Raw genomic sequence first — 26,762 nt, forward strand, 5'->3', positions numbered from 1 at the left:
AGAGTTATTAAGTTGCTAGTTTGCATCTGCCGAGGCGTAACCCCGACTTTTCTGAGCACGGAGAAGGGCCCCAGAATGGCCTTGTTGGCGACGCGATTTCTCATGCTGCCACCCGGTCGCGAGCTTCTATGCGGCTGCGTGCCCATATTTGTACTTCAGATAACATACACGCGACGTGTGCACCGCTCGCGTTGCTGCTGCTCAATTTGATGGGCTGGAGAAAGCCGCTATCGGTGCGCTGCATGAGCTTGTAGATGCTGGAGCGCTTCAAAACGCATCGAAGATTGGACTTTGAGTTGTTGAGTTACGAAAAAGGGGACAGATTTATTTTCACGACGAAAATGGGGGCGGCAATCCCAGACAGCCCAAATCGAAACCCCGCTCAACTCCCTCCCAACACCACCCCTCAACCCAAAAAACAAAAAAGCCCCAGATCTCCCGACCTGAGGCTTTTCCTTTTCACATCTGGTGCACCCGGCGGGATTCGAACCCACGACCCCTGCCTTCGGAGGGCAGTACTCTATCCAGCTGAGCTACGGATGCTTGTGCGGGCGACATCATACCCATGTCGACCTGATGCGTCCATTCCGGCATTTGCCCCGACCCCTGTCGTCCATTTCCGACAAAAAATGGCTAATCGCCACCCTCATTCACAACTCCCCGCGCCGCACGTCCCTTTGTTTGCTTTGCTCTTGTGGCTTTACACCGCTTCCACGCCGCAATTCCTCAGGTGAACGCATGCATTCCAAAGGAACCGTGATGCTCGATCTCCCGCTCAGACAAACCCTGCTGGCTCGCTCCGATTTGTTTCGAGGTATGCCGGAGCACCTCCTTCGCTACGTTGCAACCCATATGGTGGAGCGCACGCTGGATGATCGTGAGCTGTTGTATTTCAAGGATGACACCCTCGAATTCATTGCATTGGTGGTGGAGGGCCGGATTTATTCGGTGGTGCATGGGCCGGATGGGCGCGAGCAGATTATCGGTAGTACTGGGGCTGGGCAGGTGGTGGGGGAGACGGCGTTGATCAAGGATCATGGGCGCGTGTCTTCCACTTTTGCCAGCGGGCCTACGCGTTTGTTGCAGTTGGGTAGCCGGCATTTTGCTGTGTTGTTTGAGGAACCGGTGTTTCTGCGGCGTTTGTTGATGCTGATGATGCTGCGGTTGCTGCACGCCATCGAGTTGTTGGAGTTGGTATGTCTGCATCGGCTGGAGTCGCGGTTGGCGCGGTTTTTGTTGGCGAACCTGGGTGAGATCGACCTGGCGTTGGCTTTGCCCAGTGTGTCGTTGCCCGCAAGCCAGGGGGTGTTGGCGTCGATGCTGAACACCAGCCGGCCCAAGCTGAATGTGCAGCTGCAGGTGTGGCGGCGCAGTGGGGTGATCAGCGGCGATCTGGAGCGCATGGTGATCAATGATGTTGAGCATTTACGGCGCAAGGCTTTTGCGCTGAATTAGTTGTGGCGGTGTTCCCCAGGTAACAGCGTACCCCCGTCGAGCCCTCGCAGACTGGCCCTTCATCAAGGATGCACAGGAGTGCTGGCGATGGGGATGACTGTTCAGTTCAAGGATCAATGGGCCGCCGATGACCGTTTGTTCGAAGCGAGTTGGCGCGCTGTGCACGGCGAGCTCAGGCGCCGGGCGTTGCGGCGGGCCAAGGGCAATCTGGATCAGGGCCAGGAATGGTTGGCGGCCACGGCGATCAAGGCCCTGTTGTTTTTTCGGCGCTCGCCGGAGCGCATTCGTGACCCTGAGGGGTTTCTGTTTCTGGTGCTCGAGCATGTGTTTCTCGACAGCCTGCGGCGCAGCAAGCGTGAGGGGCGGCTGTTCGATGATTCGGTAGACCTTGAACACGATCACCTGGCCGCGCTCGCCGCGCCCTGCGCTTCGGTGCTGGAGCGGGTGGAATGTTATGAACGTCTGGAGCAGTTGGAGGCGCATGTCGCGCGGTTACCGCTGTTGCAGCAGCGTTTGTTCGAGATGCGTTTTGTCGATGACCTGCCTTACCCGCAAATTGCCGCCGAGCTGCACGTGAAGCTGCCGCTGGTGCGCAAGCGTGTGCAACTGCTGCGCGATGCGTTGCGCTGAAGGTGATTCACACATGTTGGCGTGGGGCGTTCTAGTGGTATGAGCGCAGCACGCCGCCGCTATCCACACCCAAACCTGGGTGAATGCCATCAAGGAGAGATGTATGACAGAGGTCAACAGCCAGATCACCGACGCGGTCACTCAAACCAACGTCAAGGTGGTGGCCGAGGCGCCGGCCCAGGCCATCGCGTCGCTGTACCAGGTGGCCAGCAGCGCGGCGGGCCTGTCGTTGCAGAACGCGGTCAACAGCCAGCAGGCGATGAACCAGATTTCCAACGCGGTGATCTCCAAGGCCGTGGCGCTGATCATGCAGATTGGCGAGAAGGGCTGAGCCCTCGGGAGTTGGATTATGTCGTGGTTCAGCAAAAAGAAACCCGCCGCCGCCCAAGCAACGCCCGCCGCCGATCCACCGGCACCGGCGCCCGCTGCACCGGCCTCGCGCTCGATCATGGCGCGCATGAACGAGCACCTGCTCAACCAGGTGAGCGCACCGTCATCCGACAGCACGGCGGCGCTCAATAGCCAGATTGTGCAGGCGGTGCAGTTCACCAATTCGCAGAACTTTGCCTATGCGCCGGCGCAGATCGCGGTGCCGGCCGACATGATGATTAGCCAGGCGGCCGGGCTGGTGGCGCAAGCGGCGGCGGGGTACTTCGACGGGGTCAGCAAGATCGCGCTGGCGGCCCAGGCCGTGCTGCTCCAGCAAATGACCGAGAACATCGTCAAGGACAACCTGCCAGCCGCTGCCGAAGACGCCCTAGGCGCTTTGGCCACCGACCTGCTGGTAGGCGCCGCTGCCGCCGTGGCTGCCGCTGCCGGGGCGATGGAAGCCGAGGCCGCCAGTGTGGCCATCGACAAGATCGACCAGAGCATCGCCAAGTACGCGAGCACCCTGGCCAACCGGGCCGCGCCAGCGGCCTGAACCGAGCACAGCGCTTCGGCGTTCTGCTGGAGCGGTGCAACAGCAACTTGAAAGCAACTTTTCTTGAGTGAGGAGCGACATCATGAAGCTTGGAGATATTGTTTTTTCTGTGGCGCAAGTGGACGACAAATTGTCCACCAGCATTCCTCGCGCATTCATTGTGGCGGGGCAGTGGATCAAAGCGAAAATCTTCGGAACGGGCGATCCGAATGTACCCGTGGTGCATGCGGCTATTGCGATCGACGCCACACATGTTGTGGAGAGTGTAGGGAGTGGCATTCAGGTAACCGACCTGACAACTGAGGCCGTACCTCGTGGAGCCATGGTTTTCTCTTGTGAAAACACAAAGTTGGGGTGGGCGGCTGCGTATGCCGCGGATCAATTTTATGGCGACGTCGCCAGCAAGGATATTACGGGTCGATACAGTAAATGGAATGCGCTGTTGTCGATTCTCAAATCGTCAGGTTACGAGCCCGGTCTTATGCCGCGGATCAACGAATCGGTGTCTATCGGCAATGCCTCGTTTTGTTCGCAGTTCGTCGCAAACGCCTACGAGGTTGGCAACCTTTACATCAGCGGCAGTGAGGTTCCGCCGCCGATCTTCACGACGCGCTCTACGGTGATGACCCCCTGGGAACTGGCCGCGAGTTGCGACAACGCCACAGACTTCCACTTCTCCGGTTTCTGGCAGGACAACGTCGAGGTGCGGCTTTAGCGGCCCTTCAACCGGCAACGTCATGCCCCAGGAGATCCCCATGGCTCCTCCCTCCACACCTTCGGTCCTGTCCACCGACGACCGCCAACGGCTCGAAGCGATGCTGCGCAACCCGCAGATTTTCGCCGGAACGCCCCAGGCCATCGTCGACGAAACCCTCAAGCGCGCTACCGAAGTGCTTGCGCAATCGAAGGCCAACGAACAAGCACTCAAGACCGCTGCCCAGCAACGTGAAGCGGCCCTGCGCCAGGTGTTGGACGGCGCAGCTCCCGACCAGGACGCGCAACGCAAGGAAGTGCAGGCACTGATCCAAGGGTTGATCGCCCAGATTGAAGCGGCATTGGATCCGGCGGCGAAACCCTAAACCAGGTTTCACAGCGCCTGTTTCGCAACGTTCATTGATGAACACGGAATGCACCGTGTACTAAATAAGGAAATTGATCATGCCATTAGTCAACGAGCAAATTACCGACGCGGTCACCCAGACCAACGTCAAAGTGGTGGCCGAATCGCCTGCGATGGCGATGAGCACTATCTATCAATCCATGGCGCAGGCCACGGCGATTCTGTTCCAGAACGCGGTGTCGGCCCAGCAGCAGCAAAACACCCTGGCCCAGGCGGCCACCAACCAGGGCGTGATGCAGATCTACAGCGTCGATACCACCGCAGGTGCGGCGGCCACCGAGAAAGTCGCCCAGGGCGGCGTGTCGGATAACCTCACCAGCCTGTTGACCGTGCTCAAGTCGTTCCAGCCTTAAGCACTGAGCAATAACGGATGTTGTTCTTTCTCAACCCAGGAGTTTCAACCATGAGTACAGTCAGCCCGCAAATCACCGATGCCGTCACCCAGACCAACGTCAAGGTGGTTGCCGAATCACCCGCAATGGCCATGAGCACCATCTACCAATCCATGGGCCAGGCCACGGCGATTCTGTTCCAGAACTCGGTCTCGGCCCAGCAGCAGCAAAACACCCTGGCCCAGGCGGCCACCAACCAGGGCGTGATGCAGATCTACAGCGTCGACACCACCGCTGGCGCCGCCGCCACCGAAAAAGTCGCCCAGGGCGGCGTGGCCGACAACTTGACCAGCCTGCTGGCCGTGCTCAAGTCGTTCCAACCTTAAGCTGCAAAGCCCCCAACAGCCCCGGCGCCCACAAGGCCCCGGGGCTGTTGCCGTGTATGCGTTTGATCCGAAAGATGAGCCCGATGCGCCATAATCGTTCTTTTTTTCGAACAGACTATTGCCCTGTACCCCCATTGATCCTAGGATTCGTTTGAGATTTCAAACGCTCTGTCTCCCGTGCGCTTTTCACCTATCCTGGCGTGCTGGACTGATTTCCCTGACGACAGCCCAGGCTGATGCCATGTAGGAGCGAGCTTGCTTGCGAAAATCGTTAACGATGACGTCGCGCTTCTGGTTTTACGCGACGCCTTTGAATTTTTCGCCAGCAAGCTCGCTCCTACAAAGACATCGCCCACAAGGCGCCTTTCAACAACTCTAATTCGCTCCGCGTGCGCGCGGTGCTGTTAAGGAAAGCCGACATGCAGCTTAAAGACACCCAGTTGTTCCGCCAGCAAGCCTTTATCGATGGCGCTTGGGTCGATGCGGACAATGGTCAAACCATCAAGGTCAACAACCCGGCCACGGGCGAGATTCTCGGCACCGTGCCGAAGATGGGCGCCGCGGAAACCCGCCGCGCCATCGAAGCCGCCGACAAGGCTCTGCCAGCCTGGCGCGCACTCACCGCCAAGGAGCGCGCCAACAAGCTGCGCCGTTGGTATGAGCTGCTGATCGAAAACCAGGACGACCTCGGCCGCCTGATGACCCTCGAACAAGGCAAGCCGCTGGCCGAAGCCAAGGGCGAAATCGTCTACGCCGCGTCCTTTATCGAGTGGTTTGCCGAAGAAGCCAAGCGCATCTACGGCGACGTGATCCCCGGCCACCAGCCCGACAAGCGCCTGATCGTGATCAAGCAGCCTATCGGCGTGACCGCAGCCATCACCCCGTGGAACTTCCCTGCGGCGATGATCACCCGCAAAGCCGGCCCGGCCCTGGCCGCCGGTTGCACCATGGTGATCAAGCCCGCCTCGCAAACTCCGTTCTCGGCCCTGGCCCTGGTTGAGCTGGCGCACCGCGCCGGTATCCCTAAAGGCGTGCTCAGCGTAGTCACCGGCAGCGCTGGCGACATCGGCGGCGAGCTGACCAGCAACCCGATCGTGCGTAAATTGTCCTTCACCGGCTCGACCGAAATTGGTCGCCAGCTGATGGCCGAATGCGCCAAGGACATCAAGAAAGTTTCCCTGGAGCTGGGCGGTAACGCACCGTTCATCGTGTTCGACGACGCCGACCTGGATAAGGCCGTCGAAGGCGCGATCATCTCCAAGTACCGCAACAACGGCCAGACCTGCGTCTGCGCTAACCGCCTGTACATCCAGGATTCGGTGTACGACGCCTTCGCTGAAAAGCTCAAGGTGGCGGTGACCAAACTGAAGATCGGCAACGGCCTGGAAGACGGCACCACCACCGGCCCGCTGATCGACGAAAAAGCCGTGGCCAAGGTGCAGGAACATATCGCTGATGCCCTGAGCAAAGGCGCCAAGCTGTTGGCCGGTGGCAAGGTGATGGAAGGCAACTTCTTCGAACCGACCATCCTGGTCGACGTGCCGAAAAACGCCGCCGTCGCCAAGGAAGAAACCTTCGGCCCGCTGGCGCCACTGTTCCGCTTCAAAGACGAAGCCGAAGTGATCGCCATGTCCAACGACACCGAGTTCGGCCTGGCCTCCTACTTCTACGCCCGCGACCTGGGCCGTGTGTTCCGCGTGGCCGAGGCCCTGGAATACGGCATGGTCGGCGTCAACACCGGGTTGATCTCCAACGAAGTGGCGCCGTTCGGCGGCATCAAGGCCTCGGGCCTGGGCCGTGAAGGCTCCAAGTACGGGATCGAGGACTACCTGGAAATCAAATACCTCTGCCTGGGCATCTAAGGCACGGGATTGCAGCAAACGCAGAGGGCACGAGAGCGCTGCCCCCTTGCGTGTTTCACATGGTTATTCGCAGTGGCCGGGAAAGCTGTGGCAGTCGATCATCGCATGCTGCCGTAGTTGCCTCCCCGCCACCTATCCTTGAGCCACGCCGCCCGATGAGCGGCGAATGAGGACTTTATGAGCAAGACCAACGCATCCCTGATGAAACGCCGCGAAGCCGCTGTACCGCGCGGTGTTGGCCAGATTCACCCGATCTTCGCCGACTCCGCGAAGAACGCCACCGTGACCGACGTTGAAGGTCGCGAGTTCATCGACTTCGCCGGCGGTATCGCCGTGCTGAACACCGGCCACGTGCACCCCAAAATCATCGCGGCCGTGACCGAGCAGTTGAACAAGCTGACCCACACCTGCTTCCAGGTGCTGGCCTACGAGCCCTACGTAGAAGTGTGCGAAAAAGTCGCCGCCAAAGTGCCGGGTGATTTCGCCAAGAAAACCCTGCTGGTCACTACCGGTTCCGAAGCGGTAGAAAACGCCGTGAAAATCGCCCGCGCCGCCACGGGCCGTGCCGGTGTAATCGCCTTCACCGGTGCTTACCACGGCCGTACCATGATGACCCTGGGCCTCACCGGTAAGGTGGTGCCTTACTCGGCCGGCATGGGCCTGATGCCAGGCGGCGTGTTCCGTGCGCTGTACCCCAACGAACTGCACGGTGTGAGCGTCGACGACTCCATCGCCAGCATCGAGCGTATCTTCAAAAACGATGCCGAGCCGCGTGATATCGCCGCCATCATCATCGAGCCGGTGCAGGGCGAGGGCGGTTTCTACGTCGCGCCAAAAGCCTTCATGAAGCGCCTGCGCGAACTGTGCGACAAGCACGGTATCCTGCTGATCGCCGACGAAGTGCAAACCGGTGCTGGCCGTACCGGTACCTTCTTCGCCATGGAACAGATGGGCGTTGCCGCCGACCTGACCACCTTTGCCAAATCCATCGCGGGCGGCTTCCCGCTGGCCGGTGTGTGCGGCAAGGCCGAATACATGGACGCCATCGCCCCAGGCGGCCTGGGCGGCACCTATGCCGGTAGCCCGATCGCCTGCGCCGCGGCCCTGGCGGTGATGGAAGTGTTCGAAGAAGAGCACCTGCTGGACCGCTGCAAGGCCGTGGGCGAGCGCCTGGTGACCGGCCTCAAGGCCATCCAGGCCAAGTACCCGGTGATCGGCGAAGTGCGTGCCCTGGGCGCGATGATCGCGGTCGAGCTGTTCGAAGACGGCGACACCCATAAGCCAAACGCTGCCGCTGTTGCTTCCGTGGTGGCCAAGGCACGTGACAAGGGCCTGATCCTGCTGTCCTGCGGTACCTACGGCAACGTATTGCGCGTACTGGTGCCCCTGACCTCGCCGGACGAGCAGTTGGACAAAGGCCTGGCGATTATCGAAGAGTGCTTCTCCGAACTCTGACACGCCCGTTCCTACGAAACACAAAAAAACCGCTTCGGCGGTTTTTTTGTGCCTGCTTCATTGTACGCACGCGCCTGCATTGTCTAAGGTGCAAGCATTGCCGATGGAGCGTGCTGGATGACTGCTGTTGATTTACCCGCTGTACCCCGAGTGTTAATCGCTGAAGCAGACCCTTGGTCGCGGGACCTGCTCAAGCAAGTGCTGTTGAATGTGCGCTGTGACGCACGGCTGGATGTGTGCGCCGATGGGCAACACGCCGCCACGCTGTTGAGCGAAAAAACCTATGACCTGATCCTGGCCGATTGGGAGCTGCCGGGCGTGGATGGCCTGAGCCTGTTGCGCAGCGTGCGCCAGAAGCGTCGCTCGCTGCCGTTTATCTTGCTGAGCAGTCGCAACGACAGCGCCAGCGTGCGCGAAGCCTTGCCCCTGGCACCCACCGCCTACCTCACCCGCCCGCTGAACATGGAAAGCCTGACCCAGCGCCTGCAAGACCTGCTGCTCAACGAAGGCGAAAGCGTGTACTGCGAAATCCCACCGCTGGCGCCGGGCATGACCTTGCCCGCCTTTCTGAAGCGACGCCGCGAGGTCTGCGATGGGGCGCCGCTGCGCGTGGATGTGAAAGCCGCCGTGCAACGCAGCCTCGGCCCCGAAGGCCTGGACCTCAAGCAGTTGGAAGACCAGGTGCACAGCGACCCGCAAATCACCGCCGTACTGATCGCCGCCGCCAACAGCGCCGGCTACCACGGCACGCCGGTGCAGACCCTGCCAGAGGCCCTGCATAAATTGGTGCCCGGCCAGAGCATGAACCTCATCCTCGGCCTGGCGCTCAAGCACAACGTGGTGTTGGGCGACCCTGGGCTGGTGGCCTACGCCGAGCGTCACTGGCAATTGTCCCAAGACAGCGCCGACTACGCCCGGCGCCTGGCGCGCATGCTGGAGCTTGATCACCAGCGCTGCTACAGCGCCTGCATCCTGCACCGCCTGGGCGACCTGGCCTTGTTGCGCTGCCTGGAAGACTGGCGCCAGGGCGGCGGCGCCCTGGATGACCAAACCATCGGCGAATCCCTCGACGCCTTTGGCGCCGCCTACGGTTCGGCATTGCGCACACGTTGGCGCTTGCCGCTGGAGTTGCGGCAGTTGATCGCGGGGATCTATTCACTGGAAGGCGGGGTGTATTCGCGCGAAGCCCTGGTGGTGAACTTGGCGGTGCAAATGGCGCGGCTGACCGAGCACGAAGGGCTCGAAGAACTGGCCGGCAGCAAGACCGCGCGGCTGCTCAAGGTAGGCTTGCCGGAACTCACCCGAGTACGCAAAACCTGAAACACCCACCGAACAACTGTAGGAGCGAGCTTGCTCGCGAAAAACGTCAACGATAACGCAGGCTTCCTGAATAAACGCGGCGCCTGTGAGTTTTTCGCGAGCAAGCTCGCTCCTACAAAAGGGTGTGTTAACCGGCGATAACGCGGTTCTTGCCCTGGCGCTTGGCCTCGTACATCGCCGCATCCGCCCGGGCAAACAGGCTATCGAGGGTGGAGTCATCTTCGCGCAGGCCGGCCAGGCCCTGGCTGACGGTCACATTGAATTCATGCCCCTCGCAACTGAACACCAACGCCTGAATCTCCTTGCCCAACCGTTCGGCCACCTGCAGGGCCATCTCCGGTGGGCAACCCGGCAGCACAGCAGCAAATTCTTCGCCGCCAACGCGCCCGAACAGGTCGCCACGGCGCAATACCCCGCGACCGCTCTCGGCGATGCGCCGCAGCACCTGGTCGCCCTCCAGGTGGCCGTAGGTGTCGTTGATGTCTTTGAAATCATCGATGTCCAGCAACAGGAACGCCAGCGGGGTGCCTTGCGCGCAGGCGTTGTCGAACGCCTGGTTGGCGAGTTCGAAGAAGTGTCGGCGGTTGCTGCTTTGGGTCAGTACGTCGGTGGTGGCGAGGCGATGCAGTTCCAGCTCAAGTTGCTTCTTTTCGGTGATGTCTTCGGCGATGCCCACCACGATCAGCGCTTCACCGGGCACCACCTGCTGGTTGATGTAGCACTTGTCGCTCAACCAGCGGATCTGCCCGTCAGCGGTGATGATGCGGTACTCGCGGTCCTCCACGGCACCTTGTTCCAGCACGCGGGCCAGGCTGTGTTCGGCGTAGTCGAGGTCTTCGGGGTGGACGCTGTTGCGCCATTCACGGTGGTCCGCCAGCAGCAGGCCGGCGGAGCGGCCAAACAGGCGCTCGTAGGCCGGGCTCACATACAACACGCGGCGTGTTTCCCAATCGATGGCCCAGAGCACGGCGTTCACGCTGACCAGCAGGGAGCTGAGCAGTTGCTCACGCTCACTCAGCCGCTCGACTTCACCTTGAGCATGCATAAGCGCCAACAGGGTCGCCGCCGCGGCCGGGCGCGGCGGCTCTGCGGTGGGCACATCGGGCAGGCTGGGCTTTTCGTGAACCATCGGTACAACTCTCTCTGGGCGCGCCGCAGGGTGCAAAAGCGGTCACTACAAGGGGTCACCATGATGGCGAAGTGTTCTTTGAGAGAGGGGAATTGCGGTGAAGTTCCGTGAACGGCGTGGATTGACGGTGCCCGGAAAATGACGCCAAAAAGCCAGTGCGTGGGAGGGCGAGCCCTCCCACGGCGCCCTTACGCCGCTGTAGGACGCAGCGAGTAAGTCTTCAACTGGTGGGCAAAATCGCGCAGGGATTGGATGCCGCTGGCCTCGGCTTCATGCACCCATTCCTTGATCGCGGCCAGCATATCGTGGCCGTTGGAACTGGTCTTGAGCCAGATCTGCTGCAACGCCAGGCGCTTTTCGTAGATCACGGTCAGGGCATGGCTATGTTCCAGCATGCTCTGGATGCGCAGGTGGTGGCGGTCTTCCAGCAAGCTGGTTTCCCGCGACAGCAGGCGCTTGGCGCGGTGGAACTGGTGGCGTACCGAATGATCGACCTTCTCCAGCTCCTGCTTGACCAGCGGGCCAATCACCAACTTGCGGTATTGGGCCATGATCTGGAAGCGGTTGTTGAGGATCGCCATGGCGGTGTCCATGTCCAGGCTGCCCTTGCCTTCGACGCGGTGGGCGATGGGCGCCACCCGCTGCACCTTGGCCAGGCGCAGGAAGCTAAACACTTTGATCCAGGCCCAACCCAGGTCGAACTCCCACTTCTTCACCGACAGCTTCGCCGAGTTGGGGTAGGTGTGGTGGTTATTGTGCAGCTCTTCGCCGCCGACGATGATGCCCCACGGCACCAGGTTGGTGGCGGCGTCACGGCATTCGAAGTTGCGATAGCCCACGGCATGCCCCAGGCCATTGATCACGCCGGCGGCCCAGAACGGGATCCACATCATCTGGATCGCCCAGATGGTGATACCGATGGTGCCGAACAGCAGCAGGTCGATCACGCCCATCAGCGCCACGCCCAGCAGCGGGTAGCGCGTGTAAAGCTTGCGTTCGATCCAGTCGTCCGGGCAGTTCTTGCCGTAGATGCGCAGGGTCTCGGGGTTTTCCGCCTCGGCGCGGTACAACTCGGCACCTTTGCGCAGCACGGTGGACAAGCCCTTGATCACCGGGCTGTGCGGGTCATCGACGGTTTCGCATTTAGCGTGATGTTTGCGGTGGATGGCGGTCCACTCGCGGGTGTTCTGCGCCGTGGTCAGCCACAGCCAGAAGCGGAAGAAGTGTTTAAGGCCGGCATTGAGCTCAAGCGAGCGATGGGCCGAATAACGGTGCAGATAGACAGTGACCCCAATGATGGTCACGTGGGTCATCAACAGCGTGACTGCCACCAGTTGCCAGGCGGACAGATCAAGAAAACCGTTGTACCACATAGGCTGTATGGCCCTCAGATAAAGTGAAAAACAGCACCCGCATTATCACTTCCTTTGCAGATAAAACCAGTCACCGTTTCATATAAGACTTACAAAGTGTTTCCTACTCTATAATCCGGAGTCTTTGTAGGGCGATTCTGGTTATTTAGTAAGGATTACTAAGCATATGCTGTTTTCATACCGAGGTGCCCTACGTGCGGGGTTGGTGTACCTGCTGGTTTCCATCCTTTGGCTCCAGCTCAGCCATTACCTATTAATCAACTTTATCGATGAACCCTTGGAGCTGGGGCGCTGGCTGCAGGCGCGCGGTTATGTGTGGGTCAGCCTCAGCGCGTTGCTCATTTACTGGATAGGCCGGCGTTTTGCCCGTGCCCACGCGTTGCAACAACCCCTGAAAGAGAACCGCGAGCGCCTGCGCCAAGCCGCTGCGGTGTTCGATTGCACCCGTGAAGGGGTGCTGGTCACCGATACCCAGGGGCTGATCGTGCACGTCAACCGCGCGTTCATGGAGATCACCGGCTACCAATGCGAAGACGTGATGGGCCAACGCCCAAGCCTGTTCAAGTCCGGGCGCCACTCGGCGCATTTCTACCAGCAAATGTTCCAGGCCCTGGAAAGCACCGGCGAGTGGAGCGGCGAAATCTGGAACCGACGTAAAAGCGGCGAGGTTTACCCCCAGTGGCAAACCATCCGCGTGATTCACGATGACCAGGGCAAGGTCAGCCACTACGTTGCGGTGTTCTCGGACATCAGCGCCATGAAGAACTCCGAGCACGAATTGGCGCACCTGGCCCATCACGACCCGCTCACCGACCTGCCCAACCGCCTGTTGTTTACCGATCGCGCCGAGCAGGCCCTGGCCTCAGCGCAGGTGCATAAGCGTGGCTGCGCCCTGCTGTTGATGGACCTGGACCACTTCAAGATCATCAACGACAGCCTGGGCCATAACGTCGGCGATCAATTGCTCAAGCTGGTGGCCGAACGCCTCAGCGGCCTGTTTGGGCCGGGGGTGACCCTGGCGCGCCTGGGGGGCGACGAATTTGCCGTGCTGGCCGAAAGTTGCCCACAGGTGGTGCAAGCGGCGGCCTTGGCGCAGCGCATGCTCAACGCCATGAAGGATCCGTTCATTTTTGACGGCAACCAGCTGTTTATCAGCGCCAGTATCGGTATCAGCCTGTTCCCCAGTGACGCCTTGAGCGCCGAGCAACTGCTGCGCAACGCCGATTCCGCCTTGTTCAAAGCCAAGAGCGCCGGGCGCGAAGGTTACGCGTTGTATACCGAAGAGCTGACCGCCCATGCCCAACACCGAGTGGAAATCGCCGGTGAGCTGCGCCGCGCCCTCGATCAACATGAGCTGCGCGTGTATTACCAGCCGGTGCACGACCTGCACGACAGCCGTTTGGTCGGCGTTGAAGCACTGGTGCGCTGGCAGCACCCGGAACGCGGCCTGGTCCCGCCGGGCGAGTTCATCCCCATCGCCGAGCGCACCGGGCTGATTGCCGACATCGATGCATGGGTGATGGACCAGGCCTGCCGTCAGATGTGCCAATGGCTGGCCGACGGCGCGCCGCTGAGCTTTATCGCAATCAATGTCTCCAGCCGCCTGTTTGCCCGGCGCGAGCTGTATGAGCAAGTGGCCCAAGTGCTGCACACCACTGGGCTGGATCCGGCCTTCCTGGAGCTGGAAGTCACCGAGAGCGCCGTGATGGACGACCCGGAAGTCGCCCTGGAGCAACTGCACCGCCTGCGCGAACTGGGCCTGCGCCTGGCCATCGACGACTTTGGCACCGGTTATTCCTCATTGCTGCGCCTCAAACGCCTGCCGGTGCAGAAGCTCAAGATCGACCAGGGCTTTGTGGCGGGCTTGCCGTGGGACGAAGACGATGCGGCGATTGTGCGCGTGGTGATCGCCCTGGCCAAAAGCATGGGCATGCAGGTGCACGCCGAAGGGATCGAGCAGGTGGAACAGGCGCGGTTCCTGCTGGATCAGGAATGCGACATGGGCCAGGGGTATTGGTTTGGGCGGCCCATGCCGGCTGATGAAATCGACTGGGCCCGAGCACCTCTGATCCGCCAGGACTGACTCGGTCAATGTGGGAGCCGGGCTTGCCCGCGAAGGCGGCGTGTCAGTCACTGCATCTGTAACTGCACCACCGCTTTCGCAGGCAAGCCAGCTCCCACAGAGGTTCTGCGGCGCCGGTGTGTGTGCGTTTTTTCTGCCGAAACCCTTGCAACCCCATGCCCTATCAGAAAATTCTTTCTGGTTATATAAACATTCTTAAATAGTATTTTTAAGAATATCCGCGCTTATCTACTATCGCCCTCACGCCGCAAGCAGTGCCGCCACTGCCAGGCACTACTCATTTCAGGAGCGAGACCATGAGCGCATCTCTACGTAGCGTTGACGGCCAGGACGAAGCAGCCATTTTGCGTGAAATCCAGAGCGCCCTGCGCGACCTGCGGTTTGGCGCGGTGGAAATCACCGTGCACAACGCCCAAGTGGTACAGATCGAACGCAAGGAAAAATTCCGTCTGCAGAACCCGGGCAACAAACCCGCCTAAGAACACGTCACCAGTAGGAGCGAGCTTGCTCGCGAAAAACGCCAACGATAACGCAGCGCATCAGGTTTAACGCGGTGCTCCTGGGTTTTTCGCGAGCAAGCTCGCTCCTACAGGGTTGCGCCAACATACAAGAATTTCAGGAGCTTCTATGTCGTCGATTCGCCGTTATGCCTTGGCCGCATTGGCCAGTGCCGTGTTTGCCGGTTCCGCCGTTGCCAAGGACTACGAGTTGCTCAACGTTTCGTACGACCCCACTCGTGAGCTCTACCAGGACTACAACGCTGAGTTCACCAGCTTCTGGAAACATTCCCACCCCGGCGACAACGTCAAGATCCAGCAGTCCCACGGTGGCTCGGGCAAGCAAGGCCGGGCGGTGATCGATGGCCTGCGCGCCGACGTTGTCACCCTGGCCCTGGCCGGCGACATCGACGAAATCGCCAAGCTGGGCAAGACCCTGCCGGAGAACTGGCAGACCCGCCTGCCGGACGCCAGCACGCCGTACACCTCCACCATTGTGTTCCTGGTGCGCAAGGGCAACCCCAAGGGCATCAAGGACTGGGGCGACCTGATCAAGAAAGACGTGTCGGTGATCACGCCCAACCCGAAAACCTCCGGCGGTGCGCGCTGGAACTTCCTCGCCGCCTGGGCCTACGGCCTCAAGGCCGGCGGCAGTGAAGCCAAGGCCCAGGAATACGTCAAAGAGCTGTTCAAGCACGTGCCGATACTGGACACCGGCGCGCGCGGTTCTACCATTACCTTCGTCAACAACGGCCAGGGTGACGTGCTGCTGGCATGGGAAAACGAGGCGTTCCTGGCCTTGAAGGAAGACGGCGGCGCCGACAAATTCGACATCGTCGTGCCGTCCCTGTCGATCCTGGCGGAGCCGCCTGTGGCGGTGGTGGACAAGAACGCCGAGAAAAAGGGCAACACCGAGATCGCCACCGCGTACCTCAACCACCTGTACAGCCCGGCGGGCCAGGAGATTGCGGCGAAGAACTTCTACCGCCCACGGGATGAAAAAGTCGCCGCCAAATACGCCCAGCAGTTCCCGAAACTGGACCTGGTAACTATCGACAAAGACTTCGGCGGCTGGAAAACTGCCCAACCGAAATTCTTCAATGATGGTGGTGTGTTCGACCAGATCTACACGGCGCAATAACTACACGGATCACTGTAGGAGCGAGCTTGCTCGCGAAAAACTTCAAGGCACCGCGTGCAAACAGACTGCCCGCGTTATCGTTGACGATCTTCGCGAGCAAGCTCGCTCCTACAGGGGTCAGGAGAGCCCGCATTCATTTGCGGGTTTTGCATATCCGTTCCGCTAACCAAGGACTCTTATGTCGCGTCGTATCTCCCCCGTCATACCCGGCTTCGGGCTGACGCTGGGCTACACCGTGGTGTACCTCAGCCTGATCGTACTCATCCCCCTGGCGGCGATGTTTGTACACGCCGCTCAACTCACCTGGGATCAGTTCTGGAACATCATTTCCGCGCCTCGCGTATTGGCGGCCTTGAAACTGAGCTTCAGCACCGCGCTGTACGCCGCGCTGATCAACGGTGTGATCGGCACGCTGCTCGCCTGGGTGCTGGTGCGCTACACCTTCCCCGGGCGCAAGGTCATTGATGCGATGATCGACCTGCCGTTCGCTCTGCCCACAGCTGTCGCTGGTATCGCGCTCACGGCGTTGTACGCGCCCAATGGCCTGGTCGGCCAGTTTGCCACCGACCTGGGTTTCAAGATCGCCTACACCCCCCTGGGTATCACCCTGGCGCTGACCTTCGTCACGTTGCCCTTTGTGGTGCGCACCGTGCAGCCGGTACTGGCCGATATCCCCCGGGAAATCGAAGAGGCCGCCGCTTGCCTCGGCGCCAAGCCGTTGCAGGTGTTCCGCTACATCCTCGTGCCGGCATTGTTGCCCGCCTGGCTGACCGGCTTCGCCCTGGCGTTTGCCCGAGGCGTGGGTGAGTACGGTTCGGTGATCTTCATCGCCGGCAACATGCCGATGAAAACCGAAATCCTGCCCTTGCTGATTATGGTCAAGCTCGACCAATACGACTACCGCGGCGCCACCTCCATTGGTGTGCTGATGCTGGTGGTGTCCTTTGTCTTGCTGCTGCTGATCAACTTGTTGCAGCGGCGCATCGAACGTCCATAAGGAGGCGCGGAACATGTCCCAATCGTCTATTTCCGCCGCGTCCTCGGCCAACGCCGCCCGCCGTGGCAGCGCGACCTCGCGACGCATCCTGATCGGCCTTGGCTGGCTGGTGTTCGTGCTGTTCCTGCTGCTGCCGTTGCTGGTGGTGGTGTCCCAGGGTTTGAAGAACGGCCTCGGCACGTTCTTCACCGCAATCCTTGAACCGGACGCGCTGTCGGCGCTGAAACTCACGGTAATCGCCGTGCTGATTTCGGTGCCGCTCAACCTGGTGTTCGGTGTCAGCGCCGCCTGGTGCGTGAGCAAGTACTCGTTCCGTGGCAAGAGCATTTTGGTCACGCTGATCGACCTGCCGTTCTCGGTCTCGCCGGTGATCGCAGGCCTGGTGTACGTGTTGATGTTCGGCGCCCAAGGCTTCTTCGGGCCGTGGTTGCAAGACCATGACATCCAGATCGTGTTCGCCCTGCCGGGCATCGTGCTGGCGACCATCTTCGTCACCGTGCCGTTCGTGGCCCGTGAGCTGATCCCGCTGATGCAGGAGCAGGGCACCCAGGAAGAAGAGGCCGCGCGCCTGCTGGGCGCCAATGGCTGGCAGATGTTCTGGCATGTCACCGTGCCGAACATCAAGTGGGGCCTGATCTACGGCGTGGTGCTGTGTACGGCGCGGGCCATGGGGGAGTTCGGCGCGGTGTCGGTGGTGTCCGGCCACATTCGCGGCGTCACCAACACGCTGCCGCTGCATGTCGAGATTCTCTACAACGAATACAACCACGTTGCCGCATTTGCGGTGGCCAGCCTGTTGCTGATCCTGGCGCTCTTCATCCTGCTGCTCAAGCAGTGGAGCGAGAACCGAATCAACCGCCTGCGCAACAGCGCGGGTGAGGAATAAGTCATGTCGATCGAAGTCCGTAATGTCAGCAAGAACTTCAACGCCTTCAAGGCCCTGGACAGCATCAACCTGGATATCCAGAGTGGCGAGCTGGTGGCGTTGCTGGGCCCGTCCGGCTGCGGCAAGACTACGCTGCTGCGCATCATCGCCGGTCTGGAAACTCCGGATGCCGGCAGCATCGTGTTCCATGGCGAAGACGTCTCCGGCCACGATGTGCGTGATCGCAACGTGGGCTTTGTGTTCCAGCACTACGCGTTGTTTCGCCACATGACCGTGTTCGACAACGTCGCCTTCGGCCTGCGCATGAAGCCGAAAAACCAACGCCCCAGCGAAAGCCAGATCGCGAGCAAGGTTCATGAGCTGCTGAACATGGTGCAGCTGGATTGGTTGTCCGACCGTTACCCGGAACAACTCTCCGGCGGCCAGCGCCAGCGTATCGCCCTGGCCCGCGCCCTGGCGGTGGAGCCCAAGGTGTTGCTGCTCGACGAACCCTTCGGCGCCCTTGATGCCAAGGTGCGTAAAGAACTGCGCCGCTGGCTGGCGCGCCTGCACGAGGATATCAACCTGACCTCGGTCTTCGTGACCCACGACCAGGAAGAGGCCATGGAAGTCGCCGACCGTATTGTGGTGATGAACAAGGGCGTGATCGAGCAGATCGGTTCACCGGGCGACGTCTACGAAAACCCGGCCAGCGACTTTGTGTACCACTTTTTGGGTGACTCCAACCGCCTGCATTTGGGCGAAGACAAGCACCTGCTGTTCCGCCCCCACGAAGTGTCGCTGTCGCGCCATGAGCTGGAGGATCACCATGCGGCGCAAGTGCGGGATATTCGGCCGTTGGGTGCGACCACACGGGTTACGCTCAAGGTTGAGGGCCAAAGCGAACTGATCGAGGCCGAAGTGGTGAAAGACCATGACAGCCTCACCGGCCTGGCGCGGGGCGAGACCCTGTTCTTCAAACCCAAGGTCTGGCAAAAAGCCTAATAACACTGCAAAACCCTTGTGGGAGCCGGGCTTGCCCGCGATGGCGGTGTGTCAGTCGACAGTTATGCCAACTGATCCACCGCCATCGCGGGCAAGCCCGGCTCCCACATTGGATCTTCAGTACCTGTTAGACCGTGGCGTTTTTCCCGCGTACCGCCACCGGCCCCGAACGCTGTTCAATCTGCCGCTTGAGCTCATGCCGCAACCCCAGCAAAAACGCCAACTCCGCCACCACAAACAACGGCCCCACGATCAGCCCCGACACATCGTCCACAAACGCAGGCTTCCTGCCTTCGTAGTAGTGCCCGACGAACTGAATCACCCAGCCCACCACAAACATGCCCACGCCGCTGCTTAGCCATACCGCCGTGCTTTGCGCCGCCAGCACATGCCCGGCCCACACCGACAAGCCCATCAGCACCGTCATCAACACGCCCAGGGCCAGTTCCAGGCGCAAGTAAAACCACGCCGAAAACAGCGCCAGCAGCACCGCAGGTGACAGCCACAGCCCGCCCACCGACCATTCGGGGCGCGACAGCAGCACGGCCACCGCCACCACAATCAACGGGATACCGATGAAGTGGCTGGCGATGTTGCGTGGGTCGCGGTGGTACGCGGCGTATTGACTGAGGTGGTCGACGAGGCTTTTCATTGTTGTTCCTCCTGTAGGATGTTTGATCATGCCCTGTCAGCCGGTGCCTAACTGTCAACTGGGCGACAATCTTCGGAGTTCGCATGGACACAGGGACATGGCACGCACAATTGGCTCGCGGTCAGTGGTTCAACCATTTGCCGCCTGACTTGCAGCGTAGCCTGCTGGCGGCGGCGCGGTTGCGTGTGCTGACGGCGGGGCAGTACCTGTTCAAGCGCGGTGACCCGCCGTGCGGCGTGTATGCGGTGCTGGAAGGCACGGTGCGCATCAGCGCGGTCAGTGCCCAAGGCAAGGAAGCGGTGTTGAGCCTGGTGGAAACGCCCTACTGGTTCGGCGAGATCTGCCTGTTCGACAACCTGCCGCGTACCCACGATGCCCTGGCCACGGGCGCTTGTAGGCTGTTGCAGGTGCCGCAGGCGGCGATGCTCGGCATCCTCGAACAGCATCCGCTGTTCTGGCGGGAGATGGCTTTATTGATGAGCCATAAACTGCGACTGTCGTTGATCACTATCGAACAGATAAGCCTGATGCCCGCCTCAAAGCGCCTGGCCCATCGGTTGCTGATGATTGCCCAAGGCTATGGCGAAGTGGAGCAGGCGCGCCGCGTGCTGCAGCTGCCCCAGGAGGATCTGGCGGCAATGCTGGGCCTGTCGCGCCAGACCATCAACAGTCTGCTCAAGGCGCTGGAGCAACAGGGCGTTATCGGCTTGAGTTACGGCGCCATCGAGATACGCGACCTCAATGGGCTGCAGCTGGCCGCGGGCCTATGAACCGCGATAGGTGGAGAAGCCGTAAGGGCTGAGCAGCAGCGGGATGTGATAGTGCTGGTCGGCCTGCTTGACCTGAAAGATCACCGGCACCTCGGGGAAAAACGTTTCGCGGTTAGCCTTCTTGTAGTAATCGCCTGTCTTGAATACCACGCGGTACTCGCCCGGCTGCAGGCTGCGGTTGGCCGGGAACAGCTCGGCGATGCGGCCTTGCTGGTTGGTCACGCCTTCAGACAGCGGCTGCCATTTATCGCCCACGTGCTGTTCCAGGGTGACATTGACCCCGGCGCTTGGCAGGCCATTTTCCAGGTTGAGTACGTGCACGCTCAGGGGGTTGCCGTCGGCCAGGGCCAGGTTGCACAGGCCGCTCAGGCTCAGTGCGGCAAGGGTCATGCTCAAGGTTTTCATGGCGAAGTCCTTTTGAGGGAAGTGGAATCAAGGGGTGATTTTCAAGCCCAGTTGCTCGGCGGCCTGCACGGCGCAGGCTTCATCCTGCGCGGCGCCACCGGCACCGGCGATGCCTAGGGCACCGACCAGCTCGGCGTCGGCAAACAGCGGCACGCCACCGCCGAGCAACAGCAGCTCGGGCAAGCTGTTGAGGTTGGCGGCCTCGGGGTTATTACGCGCCCGTTCGGCAAACAGCCGGGTCGGGGTTTTTGTCGACAGCGCCGTGTACGCCTTGCGTTGGCTGGCGAGGCTGTTGTGCGGGCCGACACCGTCAGCGCGCAGGCCCAGCAACAGGTTGCCACCGCGGTCGAGGACGGTCAGCGCCGCGCTGCAATGGGCCAGGCTGGCGTCGGCCAGTTGGCGAGCGGTGTGCAGATCCAGCTCGGCGTGGCGTGGCAATTGTGGCGCCGCCTGGGCGGCGGTGGCCGCGGCGAGGCTCAGGAACAAGGCAGTGCGGTACATAGTGAGGGCTCCAGAAAGCAGGCCGTCACGGTAACCAGTGGATGCGGACAAAAGCCGCACAATTGGATGACAGGTTTGTAATCAAACTCAGGGATATGTGGTGTTTGTACCGGCCTTATCGCGGGCAAGCCGACACCAATCTACCTGACACCCCACAATCCAACTGCGGGCTTGCTCGCGAAGACGGCCTAACAGTCAACACAGTTGGACCGTGTACATATCCATTCCTGCGGTAACGGCCACTTAGGGTTCCGCCCTGACGGCGGCTCACTTTTGAAAAGCGCAAAAGTAAGCAAAACGCTCTTGCCCCACCACTCGGCACCTCGCTTGGGCTCGGTGTGCCCGAACACAGGCTTGAATCCGTGGGCCGCCGCCACGCGCCATCCATGGCGCGGGGCGGCTAACCCGGCGTCCTGCCGGGTTACCCACGAATTCAAGCCTGCGTTCGGCCAGCGTGGTTTAACGGGGCGCCTGAGATCAAGATCAAGAGCGGCTCGCTTCGCATCGTGGTTACCGTTGAGGGCTACAGAGTTGCGTAGATACCTATGCTGCGATGAGGCCCTTGCTACTGCAACCCGTCGCGAAACTGCCCCGGCGTCATCCCTGTCCAGCGCTTGAACGCACGGTTGAAACTGCTGGTGTCGGCAAACCCCAGCAAATGGCTGATCTCGGCCAATGAGCACTGTGGGTCGCGCAGGTGCAATAACGCCAGGTTTTGCCTGCACTCGTTAAGCAAGGCGTCAAACCGACACCCTTCATCGGCCAGGTGCCTTTGCAGGCTGCGCAGGCTCAAGTGCAGCGCTTGGGCGATGCGTTCGGCGCTTGGCTCGCCGTCCGGCAATTGCGCCTCGATGGCGGCGCGCACCTTGCGTTCCCAGGTCAGCGGTTGCAGTTGGGCGAGGGTGCGCTTGAGCACGGTTTCGTTGTGTTCGGCCAGCTCCGGGTTGGCGTCGTCCAGGTGGCTGTCGAAGTCGCTGGCGGCGAATTCCAGGCGGTCTTCGTCGGCGGCAAAGAATACTGGCGAGCGAAATACCGTGTGCCACGGCTTGGGGTCGGCAGGTTCCGGGCGCCGCAGGTAAACGGCCAACGGCGCATAGTCGCGACCCAGGCGGTTGCGGCAGGTGCGTACGTAGATCGCCGCAAAGGCATCGATCGCTTCCGGCGCGGGCGCGGGGCTACCTGGGGGTTGGAGCAGGCGAAAACGGTAGATGTCGCCGTGGCGGCTCAGCTCCAGGTCCAGGGCATCACTGACCACCTGGTGATAGCGCACGATGCGCTCGAATACCTCGCGCAAGCTGCCGCTGGCCACCAATGCGTAACCCAGTGCATGAAAGGTGGTGGGGCTGACAAACCGCGACACCCGAAGCCCAATCGCCGGGTCGCCACTGGCCTGTACCGCCAGCGCCCATAAGCGCGTGGTGGCCGACAACCGGTAGCGGGCATTGGGGTCGTCCATCTGCTGCGGGTCCAGCCCAGCCTCGGCGCACAGCGCAGCGCTGTCGAGGCCCAGGGCGTCGAGTTGCTTGCGCAGGGCGCGGGTCCAGCTGGCGAGGGACGTGGGTTCGGTCATAGCAATTGGCGCTTTTGGTCAACAGATTGGCGTGCGCGGCTAGCGTCCTGCGCTAGGGTTAGGTGCAGGATTCAGGCATCACTTCACAAGAGAATGGAAGCATGGACGGTACTTCTGCAAGCCCCCAGCCGTTGAACGCACAACAGCGTTCGGCACATATCCGCGAGGTGGTGATGGCCGAGGGCGTGCGCCTGCGCCAGCGGCACCCCTGGTTGTTGCATCAGGACGCCCTGGGCGCGGGCATCCTGGCCTTTGCACTGCTGGGCATGTTCGGCTCGGCAGCGCTCTATATCAGCGGTCATATGGCCTGGTGGGTGTGTCTGCTGCTCAATGCCTTCTTCGCCTCGCTCACCCACGAGCTGGAACACGACCTGATCCACAGCATGTACTTTCGCAAACAGCGCGTGCCACACAATTTGATGATGGGCCTGGTGTGGCTGGCGCGCCCGAGCACCATCAACCCGTGGATACGCCGGCATCTGCACCTCAACCATCACAAGGTCTCCGGCACTGAAGCCGACATGGAAGAGCGTGCGATCACCAATGGCGAACCCTGGGGTATCGCGCGGTTGTTGATGGTGGGGGACAACATGATGTCGGCCTTGATCCGCCTGTTGCGCGCCAAGACCTGGCCGCACAGGTTCAGCATCCTCAAGCGCGTGCTGCTGGTGTACGCACCGCTGGCCTTGCTGCATTGGGGCGCGTGGTACGTCTTCCTGGGCTTTCATGCCGCCAATGGCATTGCCAGTTTGATGGGTGCGCCCATCCAGTGGTCAGCCGGTACGTTGCAGGTGATGCAGGTGATCGATATCGCTGCGGTGGTGATCATCGGCCCGAATGTGTTGCGCACCTTCTGCCTGCACTTTGTCAGCTCCAACATGCACTACTACGGCGATGTGGAGCTGGGCAATGTGATCCAGCAAACCCAAGTGCTGAACCCTTGGTGGCTGTGGCCGTTGCAGGCGTTCTGCTTCAATTTCGGCAGCACCCATGGCATCCATCACTTTGTGGTGAAAGAGCCGTTCTACATCCGCCAGATGACCACCAAGGTGGCGCATAAGGTGATGGCCGAGATGGGTGTGCGCTTCAATGATTTGGGTACGTTTACGCGGGCCAATCGATATGAGCGAGAAGAACAGGCGCAGTCGCAAGTCAATCAGGCTGCGCCGGTGTGAGGTTTACTCTCCGGTAATCAGCAGGCAGGTCTGAGCCTTGCATCCTTTGGCGTACGAAAGCGTTACAAATCTGATGGCCGCTTCGCGTGTTTTAGTGGCGATCGTCAGCGGGCGGGTCTTGGAGTCCTCGACCTGCTGGCTTTCTCCCGGCAGGACGACGGTTATCCATTTCCCCTGAATAATATCCAGTGGGGTCTTGGTCTTGTTCACCACTTCGATCAGCGGATGTTCAACCGGGGCGATGTCGGCCGCGGCCTGCGCAGCCATCGGCAGCAGGGATAGGGCCATACAGGCCATTAAATGGGAGGCTACAGTCATGCGTACTCTTCCTGAGTAAAAGGCAATTAAAAGATTTTGGGTAGATACAGCGAGCCCGCATCTAAGACGTCTGCCTCGGTTATCGCAACGCTGGGGTTGTAAGTGGGGATGTCGCTTGGGCCTGAGGTGATCGTTTTCCTAGCAGGCAATAAACGCCAGGGGCAAATCGCGAATCTGTTCACGCACGGGCGGTTGGTAGTGGTCATCGCTGATCAGTTCGTGCAGCAGTTCTTCGCGCAGTTGGTGGAATTCAAAGCTGCTGCGCTGGCGCGGATGGGGCAGGGCGATGTCGACTATTTGCTTGATGCGCCCGGGCCTGGGCTCCATCACCACCACGCGGTCGGCGAGGAAAATCGCCTCTTCCACATCATGGGTCACCAGCACCGTGGTGATCCTGGCGCGGGCACGAATGGCCAGCAGTTCATCCTGCATCTGCTGGCGGGTCAGCGCGTCGAGGGCGCCGAAGGGTTCGTCCAGCAACAGGATGCGCGGGCTGGCCACCAGGCCGCGGGCAATCGCCACCCGTTGCGCCATGCCGCCGGAGAGTTGGTGCGGGTAGGCGCGGGTGAAGTCGGTAAGGCCCACCAACTCGATAAAATCATTGATGCGCCGCGTGCGTTCGGCCTCGTTCAGCGGCTCGTTGACCAGGCCCAGGCCGATGTTTTGCGCCACGGTCAGCCACGGGAACAGGCGGTGCTCCTGGAACACAATGCCGCGTTCGCCGCCGATGCCGCTGACGGCATTGCCATCCACCCGGATCTCGCCGCGAAACTGCGTATCGAGCCCCACCAGCAGGCGCAGCAGGGTCGACTTGCCGCAACCGCTGGCGCCGACAATCGCGACGAATTCCCCTTCGGCTACCTCCAGGTTGAATTCGCGGATGGCTTCCAGTTCGAAGCCATCGACGTCGAAGGACTTGCCCACATGGTTGAAGCTGACAATCGGTGCGTTCATGCGTGTCTCCAGCGAGTGGCGCGGGTTTCGAGGCGTTGGCCGAGCAGGTTGAGGGTGGCGCCGGTGAGGCCGACCAGCAGCATGCCGCTCATGATCAGGTCCATGCGCAGCAGCTGTTGGGCACCGATCATCAGGCTGCCGATGCCGCCATTGGAGGGCATGAAATATTCGGCGCCGAGGGTGCCCATCCACGCGTAGATCAGGCTCAGGCGCAGGCCGGCGAAAATCCCCGGCGCGGCGCCCGGCAGCACCAGGCGGCGCAGGCGTTGCCAGAGGTTCAGGCGCAGCACCTGAGCGGCTTCGCGCAGCTGGGGGGACAGGTTGAGCACGCTGCGCTGGGTGGCGATAAACAACGGGAAGAAGGCGGCGAGGGCGATAAACACCCACTTGGCCAATTCACCCAGGCCGAACCAGGCGGTCAGCAGCGGCACCCAGGCAAAAATCGCAATCTGACGCAGCGCGGACAAGGTTGGGCCGAACAGTCGCTCACTGCGCCGCGACAACCCCAGCCACAACCCCAAGGCAAAGCCCATGCTGCCGCCGAGCAGCAAGCCGCCCACGGCCCGCCCCAGGCTTTTGCCCAGGGCGGTGGTCAGGCTGCCATCCAGCGCGCCGGCCAGGGTGGTCTGCAGCACGGCCCACGGGCTGACCAGAATGTTCGGGTCTACCCAGCCCTGTTGCGTCGCTGCCTGCCACAGCGCCAACAACAGCAAGGGTAACAACCAGGGCTGCAGGCGTTGCCAGCCTTCATAGCGTGGCCCGCGGCGGATCTGCGCGGTGGCAGGGTGCGGCCAGTGCACCCACTTGCGATCCAGCCAGCCGATGCCGCGGTCCATCACCACCCCCAGCACGCCAATGACCACGATGCACACGAAGACGATATCGAGCATGAACAACTGGCGCGCCCACACCATCAGGTAGCCGATGCCTTCGCTGGAAGCCAGCAGCTCCACGGCCAGCAAGGAAGTCCAGCCGGCCGCCAGGGCCAGGCGCACGCCGGCCATGAACGCCGGCAATGCGGCGGGCAGGATCAGACGGCGGACCAACAAGTGGCCAGGCAGGCGCAGCACCCGGGCAGCTTCGCGCAGGTTGGGCTGGGCATCGCGCACGCCCACCAGGGTATGCAGGGTCACGGGCACCACGATGGCCTTGACCAGCACCACCAGCTTGAGGGTTTCGCCAATGCCGAAAAACACCATGAACAGCGGGATCCAGGCCAGGGTCGGCACTTGCGCCAGTGCGCTGAACGTCGGGAATACCAAGCGCTCGGCGCGCGCACTGAAACCCAGGAACGCGCCCAGTATCGCGCCGGCACTGATACCGGCCAGCAGGCCCCAGAACAAGCGCTGCAAGCTGATCGCCAGATGGCTCCATAACTCGCCGCCGGCCAACTCCACCGCGCTGCTCCACACCAGGGCGGGAGTGGGCAGAATCTGCTCGCTCATCCAATGATTGCGGCTGGCCAGCCACCATAAGGCAAACAGCGTGAGCGGCAGCAGCCACGGCAACACCCGCTGGCCCAGTTGCGGCCAGCGCGGCGCGATGCCTTTGGACGGGGCCGCCAGCGGCAGGCTCAGAAGTGAAATCCGGGCCATGGAAGACCTCCGAATGCGTTATGTGATTTCGATCTTACAAAAGCGTGATCAAGATGATTGCGAGATAAGAAAAGTCATTTAAAGCCTCACGCCGCTACGCATCCAATGCATTCGAAGAATATTTTCGATGCTGTTTGTGCATATCCCTCTGGAGCCTGCGTGTTAGCTTGCATAGTTCTAAAAGCTATTAAATTGTGAATTTATAGTATTTAAAGTTTTGTTCAGCGTGTGCCTACTTTTTGCTCCCCAG

The 26,762-nt window shown here is 61.2% G+C and carries 28 protein-coding genes and 1 tRNA gene; 19 read left to right on the plus strand and 10 right to left on the minus strand.

The window, feature by feature from the left end; all coding sequences use genetic code 11:
- Positions 1-466 precede the first annotated feature (466 nt).
- Positions 467-543, minus strand: a tRNA-Arg gene (locus PSH76_RS00970).
- 195 nt (positions 544-738) lie between these two features.
- Between PSH76_RS00970 and PSH76_RS00975 the strand changes: the two genes are divergently transcribed.
- The 11 genes from PSH76_RS00975 to PSH76_RS01025 all read left to right on the plus strand — a co-directional run bounded on the left by PSH76_RS00975 (position 739) and on the right by PSH76_RS01025 (position 9,482).
- Positions 739-1,455, plus strand: coding sequence for a Crp/Fnr family transcriptional regulator (locus tag PSH76_RS00975; RefSeq protein WP_305493461.1), 717 nt, complete (start codon positions 739-741; stop codon positions 1,453-1,455).
- An 87-nt stretch (positions 1,456-1,542) separates the two neighbouring features.
- Positions 1,543-2,085, plus strand: coding sequence for an RNA polymerase sigma factor (locus tag PSH76_RS00980; RefSeq protein WP_305493462.1), 543 nt, complete (start codon positions 1,543-1,545; stop codon positions 2,083-2,085).
- A gap of 103 nt (positions 2,086-2,188) precedes the next feature.
- On the plus strand, positions 2,189-2,416 hold the full coding sequence (locus PSH76_RS00985; protein ID WP_003187543.1) for a RebB family R body protein: 228 nt from the start codon (positions 2,189-2,191) through the stop codon (positions 2,414-2,416).
- An 18-nt stretch (positions 2,417-2,434) separates the two neighbouring features.
- Positions 2,435-3,007, plus strand: coding sequence for a hypothetical protein (locus PSH76_RS00990; RefSeq protein ID WP_305493463.1), 573 nt, complete (start codon positions 2,435-2,437; stop codon positions 3,005-3,007).
- A gap of 82 nt (positions 3,008-3,089) precedes the next feature.
- Positions 3,090-3,722: a hypothetical protein gene (locus PSH76_RS00995; protein WP_186607966.1), complete on the plus strand. Its 633-nt coding sequence runs from the start codon at positions 3,090-3,092 to the stop codon at positions 3,720-3,722.
- A gap of 40 nt (positions 3,723-3,762) precedes the next feature.
- The gene (locus PSH76_RS01000; RefSeq protein ID WP_305493464.1) at positions 3,763-4,086 is read left to right on the plus strand and encodes a hypothetical protein; all 324 of its coding nucleotides are present in this window, start codon (positions 3,763-3,765) and stop codon (positions 4,084-4,086) included.
- A 79-nt stretch (positions 4,087-4,165) separates the two neighbouring features.
- The gene (locus PSH76_RS01005) at positions 4,166-4,480 is read left to right on the plus strand and encodes a RebB family R body protein (RefSeq protein ID WP_003187550.1); all 315 of its coding nucleotides are present in this window, start codon (positions 4,166-4,168) and stop codon (positions 4,478-4,480) included.
- Positions 4,481-4,530: 50 nt separating this feature from the next.
- A complete protein-coding gene (locus tag PSH76_RS01010; protein WP_003187551.1) occupies positions 4,531-4,845 on the plus strand; it encodes a RebB family R body protein in 315 nt (104 codons plus the stop codon).
- Positions 4,846-5,264: 419 nt separating this feature from the next.
- Positions 5,265-6,707, plus strand: a complete 1,443-nt coding sequence (gabD, locus tag PSH76_RS01015) for an NADP-dependent succinate-semialdehyde dehydrogenase (protein ID WP_032894202.1) — start codon at positions 5,265-5,267, stop codon at positions 6,705-6,707.
- Between the two features lie 177 nt (positions 6,708-6,884).
- A complete protein-coding gene (gene gabT / locus PSH76_RS01020) occupies positions 6,885-8,162 on the plus strand; it encodes a 4-aminobutyrate--2-oxoglutarate transaminase (RefSeq protein ID WP_014716416.1) in 1,278 nt (425 codons plus the stop codon).
- Between the two features lie 117 nt (positions 8,163-8,279).
- Positions 8,280-9,482 (plus strand): HDOD domain-containing protein, encoded by a 1,203-nt coding sequence (locus PSH76_RS01025; protein ID WP_305493465.1) that lies wholly within the window; start codon positions 8,280-8,282, stop codon positions 9,480-9,482.
- A gap of 127 nt (positions 9,483-9,609) precedes the next feature.
- Here PSH76_RS01025 and PSH76_RS01035 read toward each other — a convergent pair whose 3' ends face one another.
- On the minus strand, positions 9,610-10,611 hold the full coding sequence (locus PSH76_RS01035) for a sensor domain-containing diguanylate cyclase (protein ID WP_305493466.1): 1,002 nt from the start codon (positions 10,609-10,611) through the stop codon (positions 9,610-9,612).
- A gap of 188 nt (positions 10,612-10,799) precedes the next feature.
- The gene (desA, locus tag PSH76_RS01040) at positions 10,800-11,984 is read right to left on the minus strand and encodes a delta-9 fatty acid desaturase DesA (RefSeq protein WP_032894197.1); all 1,185 of its coding nucleotides are present in this window, start codon (positions 11,982-11,984) and stop codon (positions 10,800-10,802) included.
- Positions 11,985-12,150: 166 nt separating this feature from the next.
- Here desA and dibA point away from each other — a divergent pair, with 166 nt between their 5' ends.
- The 6 genes from dibA to PSH76_RS01070 all read left to right on the plus strand — a co-directional run bounded on the left by dibA (position 12,151) and on the right by PSH76_RS01070 (position 18,572).
- On the plus strand, positions 12,151-14,067 hold the full coding sequence (dibA, locus tag PSH76_RS01045) for a phosphodiesterase DibA (RefSeq protein ID WP_305493467.1): 1,917 nt from the start codon (positions 12,151-12,153) through the stop codon (positions 14,065-14,067).
- 296 nt (positions 14,068-14,363) lie between these two features.
- On the plus strand, positions 14,364-14,546 hold the full coding sequence (oscA, locus tag PSH76_RS01050) for a sulfur starvation response protein OscA (protein ID WP_010565387.1): 183 nt from the start codon (positions 14,364-14,366) through the stop codon (positions 14,544-14,546).
- A 148-nt stretch (positions 14,547-14,694) separates the two neighbouring features.
- The gene (locus tag PSH76_RS01055) at positions 14,695-15,705 is read left to right on the plus strand and encodes a sulfate ABC transporter substrate-binding protein (RefSeq protein WP_305493468.1); all 1,011 of its coding nucleotides are present in this window, start codon (positions 14,695-14,697) and stop codon (positions 15,703-15,705) included.
- 178 nt (positions 15,706-15,883) lie between these two features.
- Positions 15,884-16,702: a sulfate ABC transporter permease subunit CysT gene (gene cysT, locus PSH76_RS01060; protein ID WP_032894195.1), complete on the plus strand. Its 819-nt coding sequence runs from the start codon at positions 15,884-15,886 to the stop codon at positions 16,700-16,702.
- Positions 16,703-16,715: 13 nt separating this feature from the next.
- Positions 16,716-17,588, plus strand: a complete 873-nt coding sequence (gene cysW / locus PSH76_RS01065) for a sulfate ABC transporter permease subunit CysW (RefSeq protein ID WP_003187565.1) — start codon at positions 16,716-16,718, stop codon at positions 17,586-17,588.
- Between the two features lie 3 nt (positions 17,589-17,591).
- Positions 17,592-18,572: a sulfate/molybdate ABC transporter ATP-binding protein gene (locus PSH76_RS01070; RefSeq protein ID WP_056782568.1), complete on the plus strand. Its 981-nt coding sequence runs from the start codon at positions 17,592-17,594 to the stop codon at positions 18,570-18,572.
- A gap of 127 nt (positions 18,573-18,699) precedes the next feature.
- On the opposite strand, the gene PSH76_RS01075 is transcribed toward PSH76_RS01070, so the two are convergent.
- Positions 18,700-19,224, minus strand: coding sequence for a DUF962 domain-containing protein (locus PSH76_RS01075; RefSeq protein ID WP_305493469.1), 525 nt, complete (start codon positions 19,222-19,224; stop codon positions 18,700-18,702).
- A gap of 83 nt (positions 19,225-19,307) precedes the next feature.
- Here PSH76_RS01075 and PSH76_RS01080 point away from each other — a divergent pair, with 83 nt between their 5' ends.
- A complete protein-coding gene (locus PSH76_RS01080) occupies positions 19,308-19,994 on the plus strand; it encodes a Crp/Fnr family transcriptional regulator (protein ID WP_305493470.1) in 687 nt (228 codons plus the stop codon).
- Here PSH76_RS01080 and uraH read toward each other — a convergent pair.
- The 3 genes from uraH to PSH76_RS01095 all read right to left on the minus strand — a co-directional run bounded on the left by uraH (position 19,989) and on the right by PSH76_RS01095 (position 22,470).
- Entirely contained in the window at positions 19,989-20,399 is a 411-nt protein-coding gene (gene uraH / locus PSH76_RS01085) for a hydroxyisourate hydrolase (protein WP_305493471.1), read from the minus strand. The two genes, PSH76_RS01080 and uraH, sit on opposite strands and share 6 nt — an antisense overlap.
- 27 nt (positions 20,400-20,426) lie before the next feature.
- Positions 20,427-20,900, minus strand: coding sequence for a heme-binding protein (locus tag PSH76_RS01090; RefSeq protein ID WP_138761787.1), 474 nt, complete (start codon positions 20,898-20,900; stop codon positions 20,427-20,429).
- Between the two features lie 565 nt (positions 20,901-21,465).
- Positions 21,466-22,470, minus strand: coding sequence for an AraC family transcriptional regulator (locus tag PSH76_RS01095; protein ID WP_305493472.1), 1,005 nt, complete (start codon positions 22,468-22,470; stop codon positions 21,466-21,468).
- A 101-nt stretch (positions 22,471-22,571) separates the two neighbouring features.
- Here PSH76_RS01095 and PSH76_RS01100 point away from each other — a divergent pair, with 101 nt between their 5' ends.
- Positions 22,572-23,645, plus strand: coding sequence for a fatty acid desaturase (locus tag PSH76_RS01100; protein WP_305493473.1), 1,074 nt, complete (start codon positions 22,572-22,574; stop codon positions 23,643-23,645).
- A gap of 3 nt (positions 23,646-23,648) precedes the next feature.
- Here PSH76_RS01100 and PSH76_RS01105 read toward each other — a convergent pair whose 3' ends face one another.
- From PSH76_RS01105 to PSH76_RS01115, 3 genes are all read right to left on the minus strand, one after another.
- Complete coding sequence (locus PSH76_RS01105; protein ID WP_032894187.1) at positions 23,649-23,963, minus strand: hypothetical protein; 315 nt, start codon at positions 23,961-23,963, stop codon at positions 23,649-23,651.
- 138 nt (positions 23,964-24,101) lie between these two features.
- Positions 24,102-24,917 carry an ABC transporter ATP-binding protein gene (locus PSH76_RS01110; protein ID WP_032894186.1) on the minus strand — a complete coding sequence of 272 codons (816 nt, stop codon included), beginning with the start codon at positions 24,915-24,917 and terminating at the stop codon, positions 24,102-24,104.
- Positions 24,914-26,512, minus strand: coding sequence for an ABC transporter permease (locus tag PSH76_RS01115; RefSeq protein ID WP_305493474.1), 1,599 nt, complete (start codon positions 26,510-26,512; stop codon positions 24,914-24,916). The genes PSH76_RS01110 and PSH76_RS01115 overlap by 4 nt, the downstream gene beginning before the upstream one ends.
- Between the last annotated feature and the right edge of the window lie 250 nt (positions 26,513-26,762).

The sequence above is a fragment of the Pseudomonas sp. FP215 genome, from assembly GCF_030687795.1.
Taxonomy (GTDB): domain Bacteria; phylum Pseudomonadota; class Gammaproteobacteria; order Pseudomonadales; family Pseudomonadaceae; genus Aquipseudomonas; species Aquipseudomonas salmasensis.

What these genes read in the sequence shown, in the direction of transcription:
- cysT (WP_032894195.1), top strand. Translation starts at nt 15,884, where the DNA reads ATGTCGCGTCGTATCTCCCCCGTCATACCCGGCTTCGGGCTGACGCTG.
- oscA (WP_010565387.1), top strand. Translation starts at nt 14,364, where the DNA reads ATGAGCGCATCTCTACGTAGCGTTGACGGCCAGGACGAAGCAGCCATT.
- PSH76_RS01055 (WP_305493468.1), top strand. Translation starts at nt 14,695, where the DNA reads ATGTCGTCGATTCGCCGTTATGCCTTGGCCGCATTGGCCAGTGCCGTG.
- PSH76_RS01080 (WP_305493470.1), top strand. Translation starts at nt 19,308, where the DNA reads ATGGACACAGGGACATGGCACGCACAATTGGCTCGCGGTCAGTGGTTC.
- desA (WP_032894197.1), bottom strand. Translation starts at nt 11,984, where the DNA reads ATGTGGTACAACGGTTTTCTTGATCTGTCCGCCTGGCAACTGGTGGCA.
- PSH76_RS00990 (WP_305493463.1), top strand. Translation starts at nt 2,435, where the DNA reads ATGTCGTGGTTCAGCAAAAAGAAACCCGCCGCCGCCCAAGCAACGCCC.
- PSH76_RS01095 (WP_305493472.1), bottom strand. Translation starts at nt 22,470, where the DNA reads ATGACCGAACCCACGTCCCTCGCCAGCTGGACCCGCGCCCTGCGCAAG.
- gabD (WP_032894202.1), top strand. Translation starts at nt 5,265, where the DNA reads ATGCAGCTTAAAGACACCCAGTTGTTCCGCCAGCAAGCCTTTATCGAT.
- PSH76_RS01075 (WP_305493469.1), bottom strand. Translation starts at nt 19,224, where the DNA reads ATGAAAAGCCTCGTCGACCACCTCAGTCAATACGCCGCGTACCACCGC.
- PSH76_RS01100 (WP_305493473.1), top strand. Translation starts at nt 22,572, where the DNA reads ATGGACGGTACTTCTGCAAGCCCCCAGCCGTTGAACGCACAACAGCGT.
- gabT (WP_014716416.1), top strand. Translation starts at nt 6,885, where the DNA reads ATGAGCAAGACCAACGCATCCCTGATGAAACGCCGCGAAGCCGCTGTA.
- PSH76_RS00995 (WP_186607966.1), top strand. Translation starts at nt 3,090, where the DNA reads ATGAAGCTTGGAGATATTGTTTTTTCTGTGGCGCAAGTGGACGACAAA.
- PSH76_RS00985 (WP_003187543.1), top strand. Translation starts at nt 2,189, where the DNA reads ATGACAGAGGTCAACAGCCAGATCACCGACGCGGTCACTCAAACCAAC.
- PSH76_RS01090 (WP_138761787.1), bottom strand. Translation starts at nt 20,900, where the DNA reads ATGTACCGCACTGCCTTGTTCCTGAGCCTCGCCGCGGCCACCGCCGCC.
- PSH76_RS01115 (WP_305493474.1), bottom strand. Translation starts at nt 26,512, where the DNA reads ATGGCCCGGATTTCACTTCTGAGCCTGCCGCTGGCGGCCCCGTCCAAA.
- PSH76_RS00980 (WP_305493462.1), top strand. Translation starts at nt 1,543, where the DNA reads ATGGGGATGACTGTTCAGTTCAAGGATCAATGGGCCGCCGATGACCGT.
- PSH76_RS01035 (WP_305493466.1), bottom strand. Translation starts at nt 10,611, where the DNA reads ATGGTTCACGAAAAGCCCAGCCTGCCCGATGTGCCCACCGCAGAGCCG.
- PSH76_RS01110 (WP_032894186.1), bottom strand. Translation starts at nt 24,917, where the DNA reads ATGAACGCACCGATTGTCAGCTTCAACCATGTGGGCAAGTCCTTCGAC.
- PSH76_RS00975 (WP_305493461.1), top strand. Translation starts at nt 739, where the DNA reads ATGCATTCCAAAGGAACCGTGATGCTCGATCTCCCGCTCAGACAAACC.
- PSH76_RS01105 (WP_032894187.1), bottom strand. Translation starts at nt 23,963, where the DNA reads ATGACTGTAGCCTCCCATTTAATGGCCTGTATGGCCCTATCCCTGCTG.
- PSH76_RS01010 (WP_003187551.1), top strand. Translation starts at nt 4,531, where the DNA reads ATGAGTACAGTCAGCCCGCAAATCACCGATGCCGTCACCCAGACCAAC.
- PSH76_RS01070 (WP_056782568.1), top strand. Translation starts at nt 17,592, where the DNA reads ATGTCGATCGAAGTCCGTAATGTCAGCAAGAACTTCAACGCCTTCAAG.
- PSH76_RS01005 (WP_003187550.1), top strand. Translation starts at nt 4,166, where the DNA reads ATGCCATTAGTCAACGAGCAAATTACCGACGCGGTCACCCAGACCAAC.
- PSH76_RS01025 (WP_305493465.1), top strand. Translation starts at nt 8,280, where the DNA reads ATGACTGCTGTTGATTTACCCGCTGTACCCCGAGTGTTAATCGCTGAA.
- cysW (WP_003187565.1), top strand. Translation starts at nt 16,716, where the DNA reads ATGTCCCAATCGTCTATTTCCGCCGCGTCCTCGGCCAACGCCGCCCGC.
- PSH76_RS01000 (WP_305493464.1), top strand. Translation starts at nt 3,763, where the DNA reads ATGGCTCCTCCCTCCACACCTTCGGTCCTGTCCACCGACGACCGCCAA.
- dibA (WP_305493467.1), top strand. Translation starts at nt 12,151, where the DNA reads ATGCTGTTTTCATACCGAGGTGCCCTACGTGCGGGGTTGGTGTACCTG.
- uraH (WP_305493471.1), bottom strand. Translation starts at nt 20,399, where the DNA reads ATGAAAACCTTGAGCATGACCCTTGCCGCACTGAGCCTGAGCGGCCTG.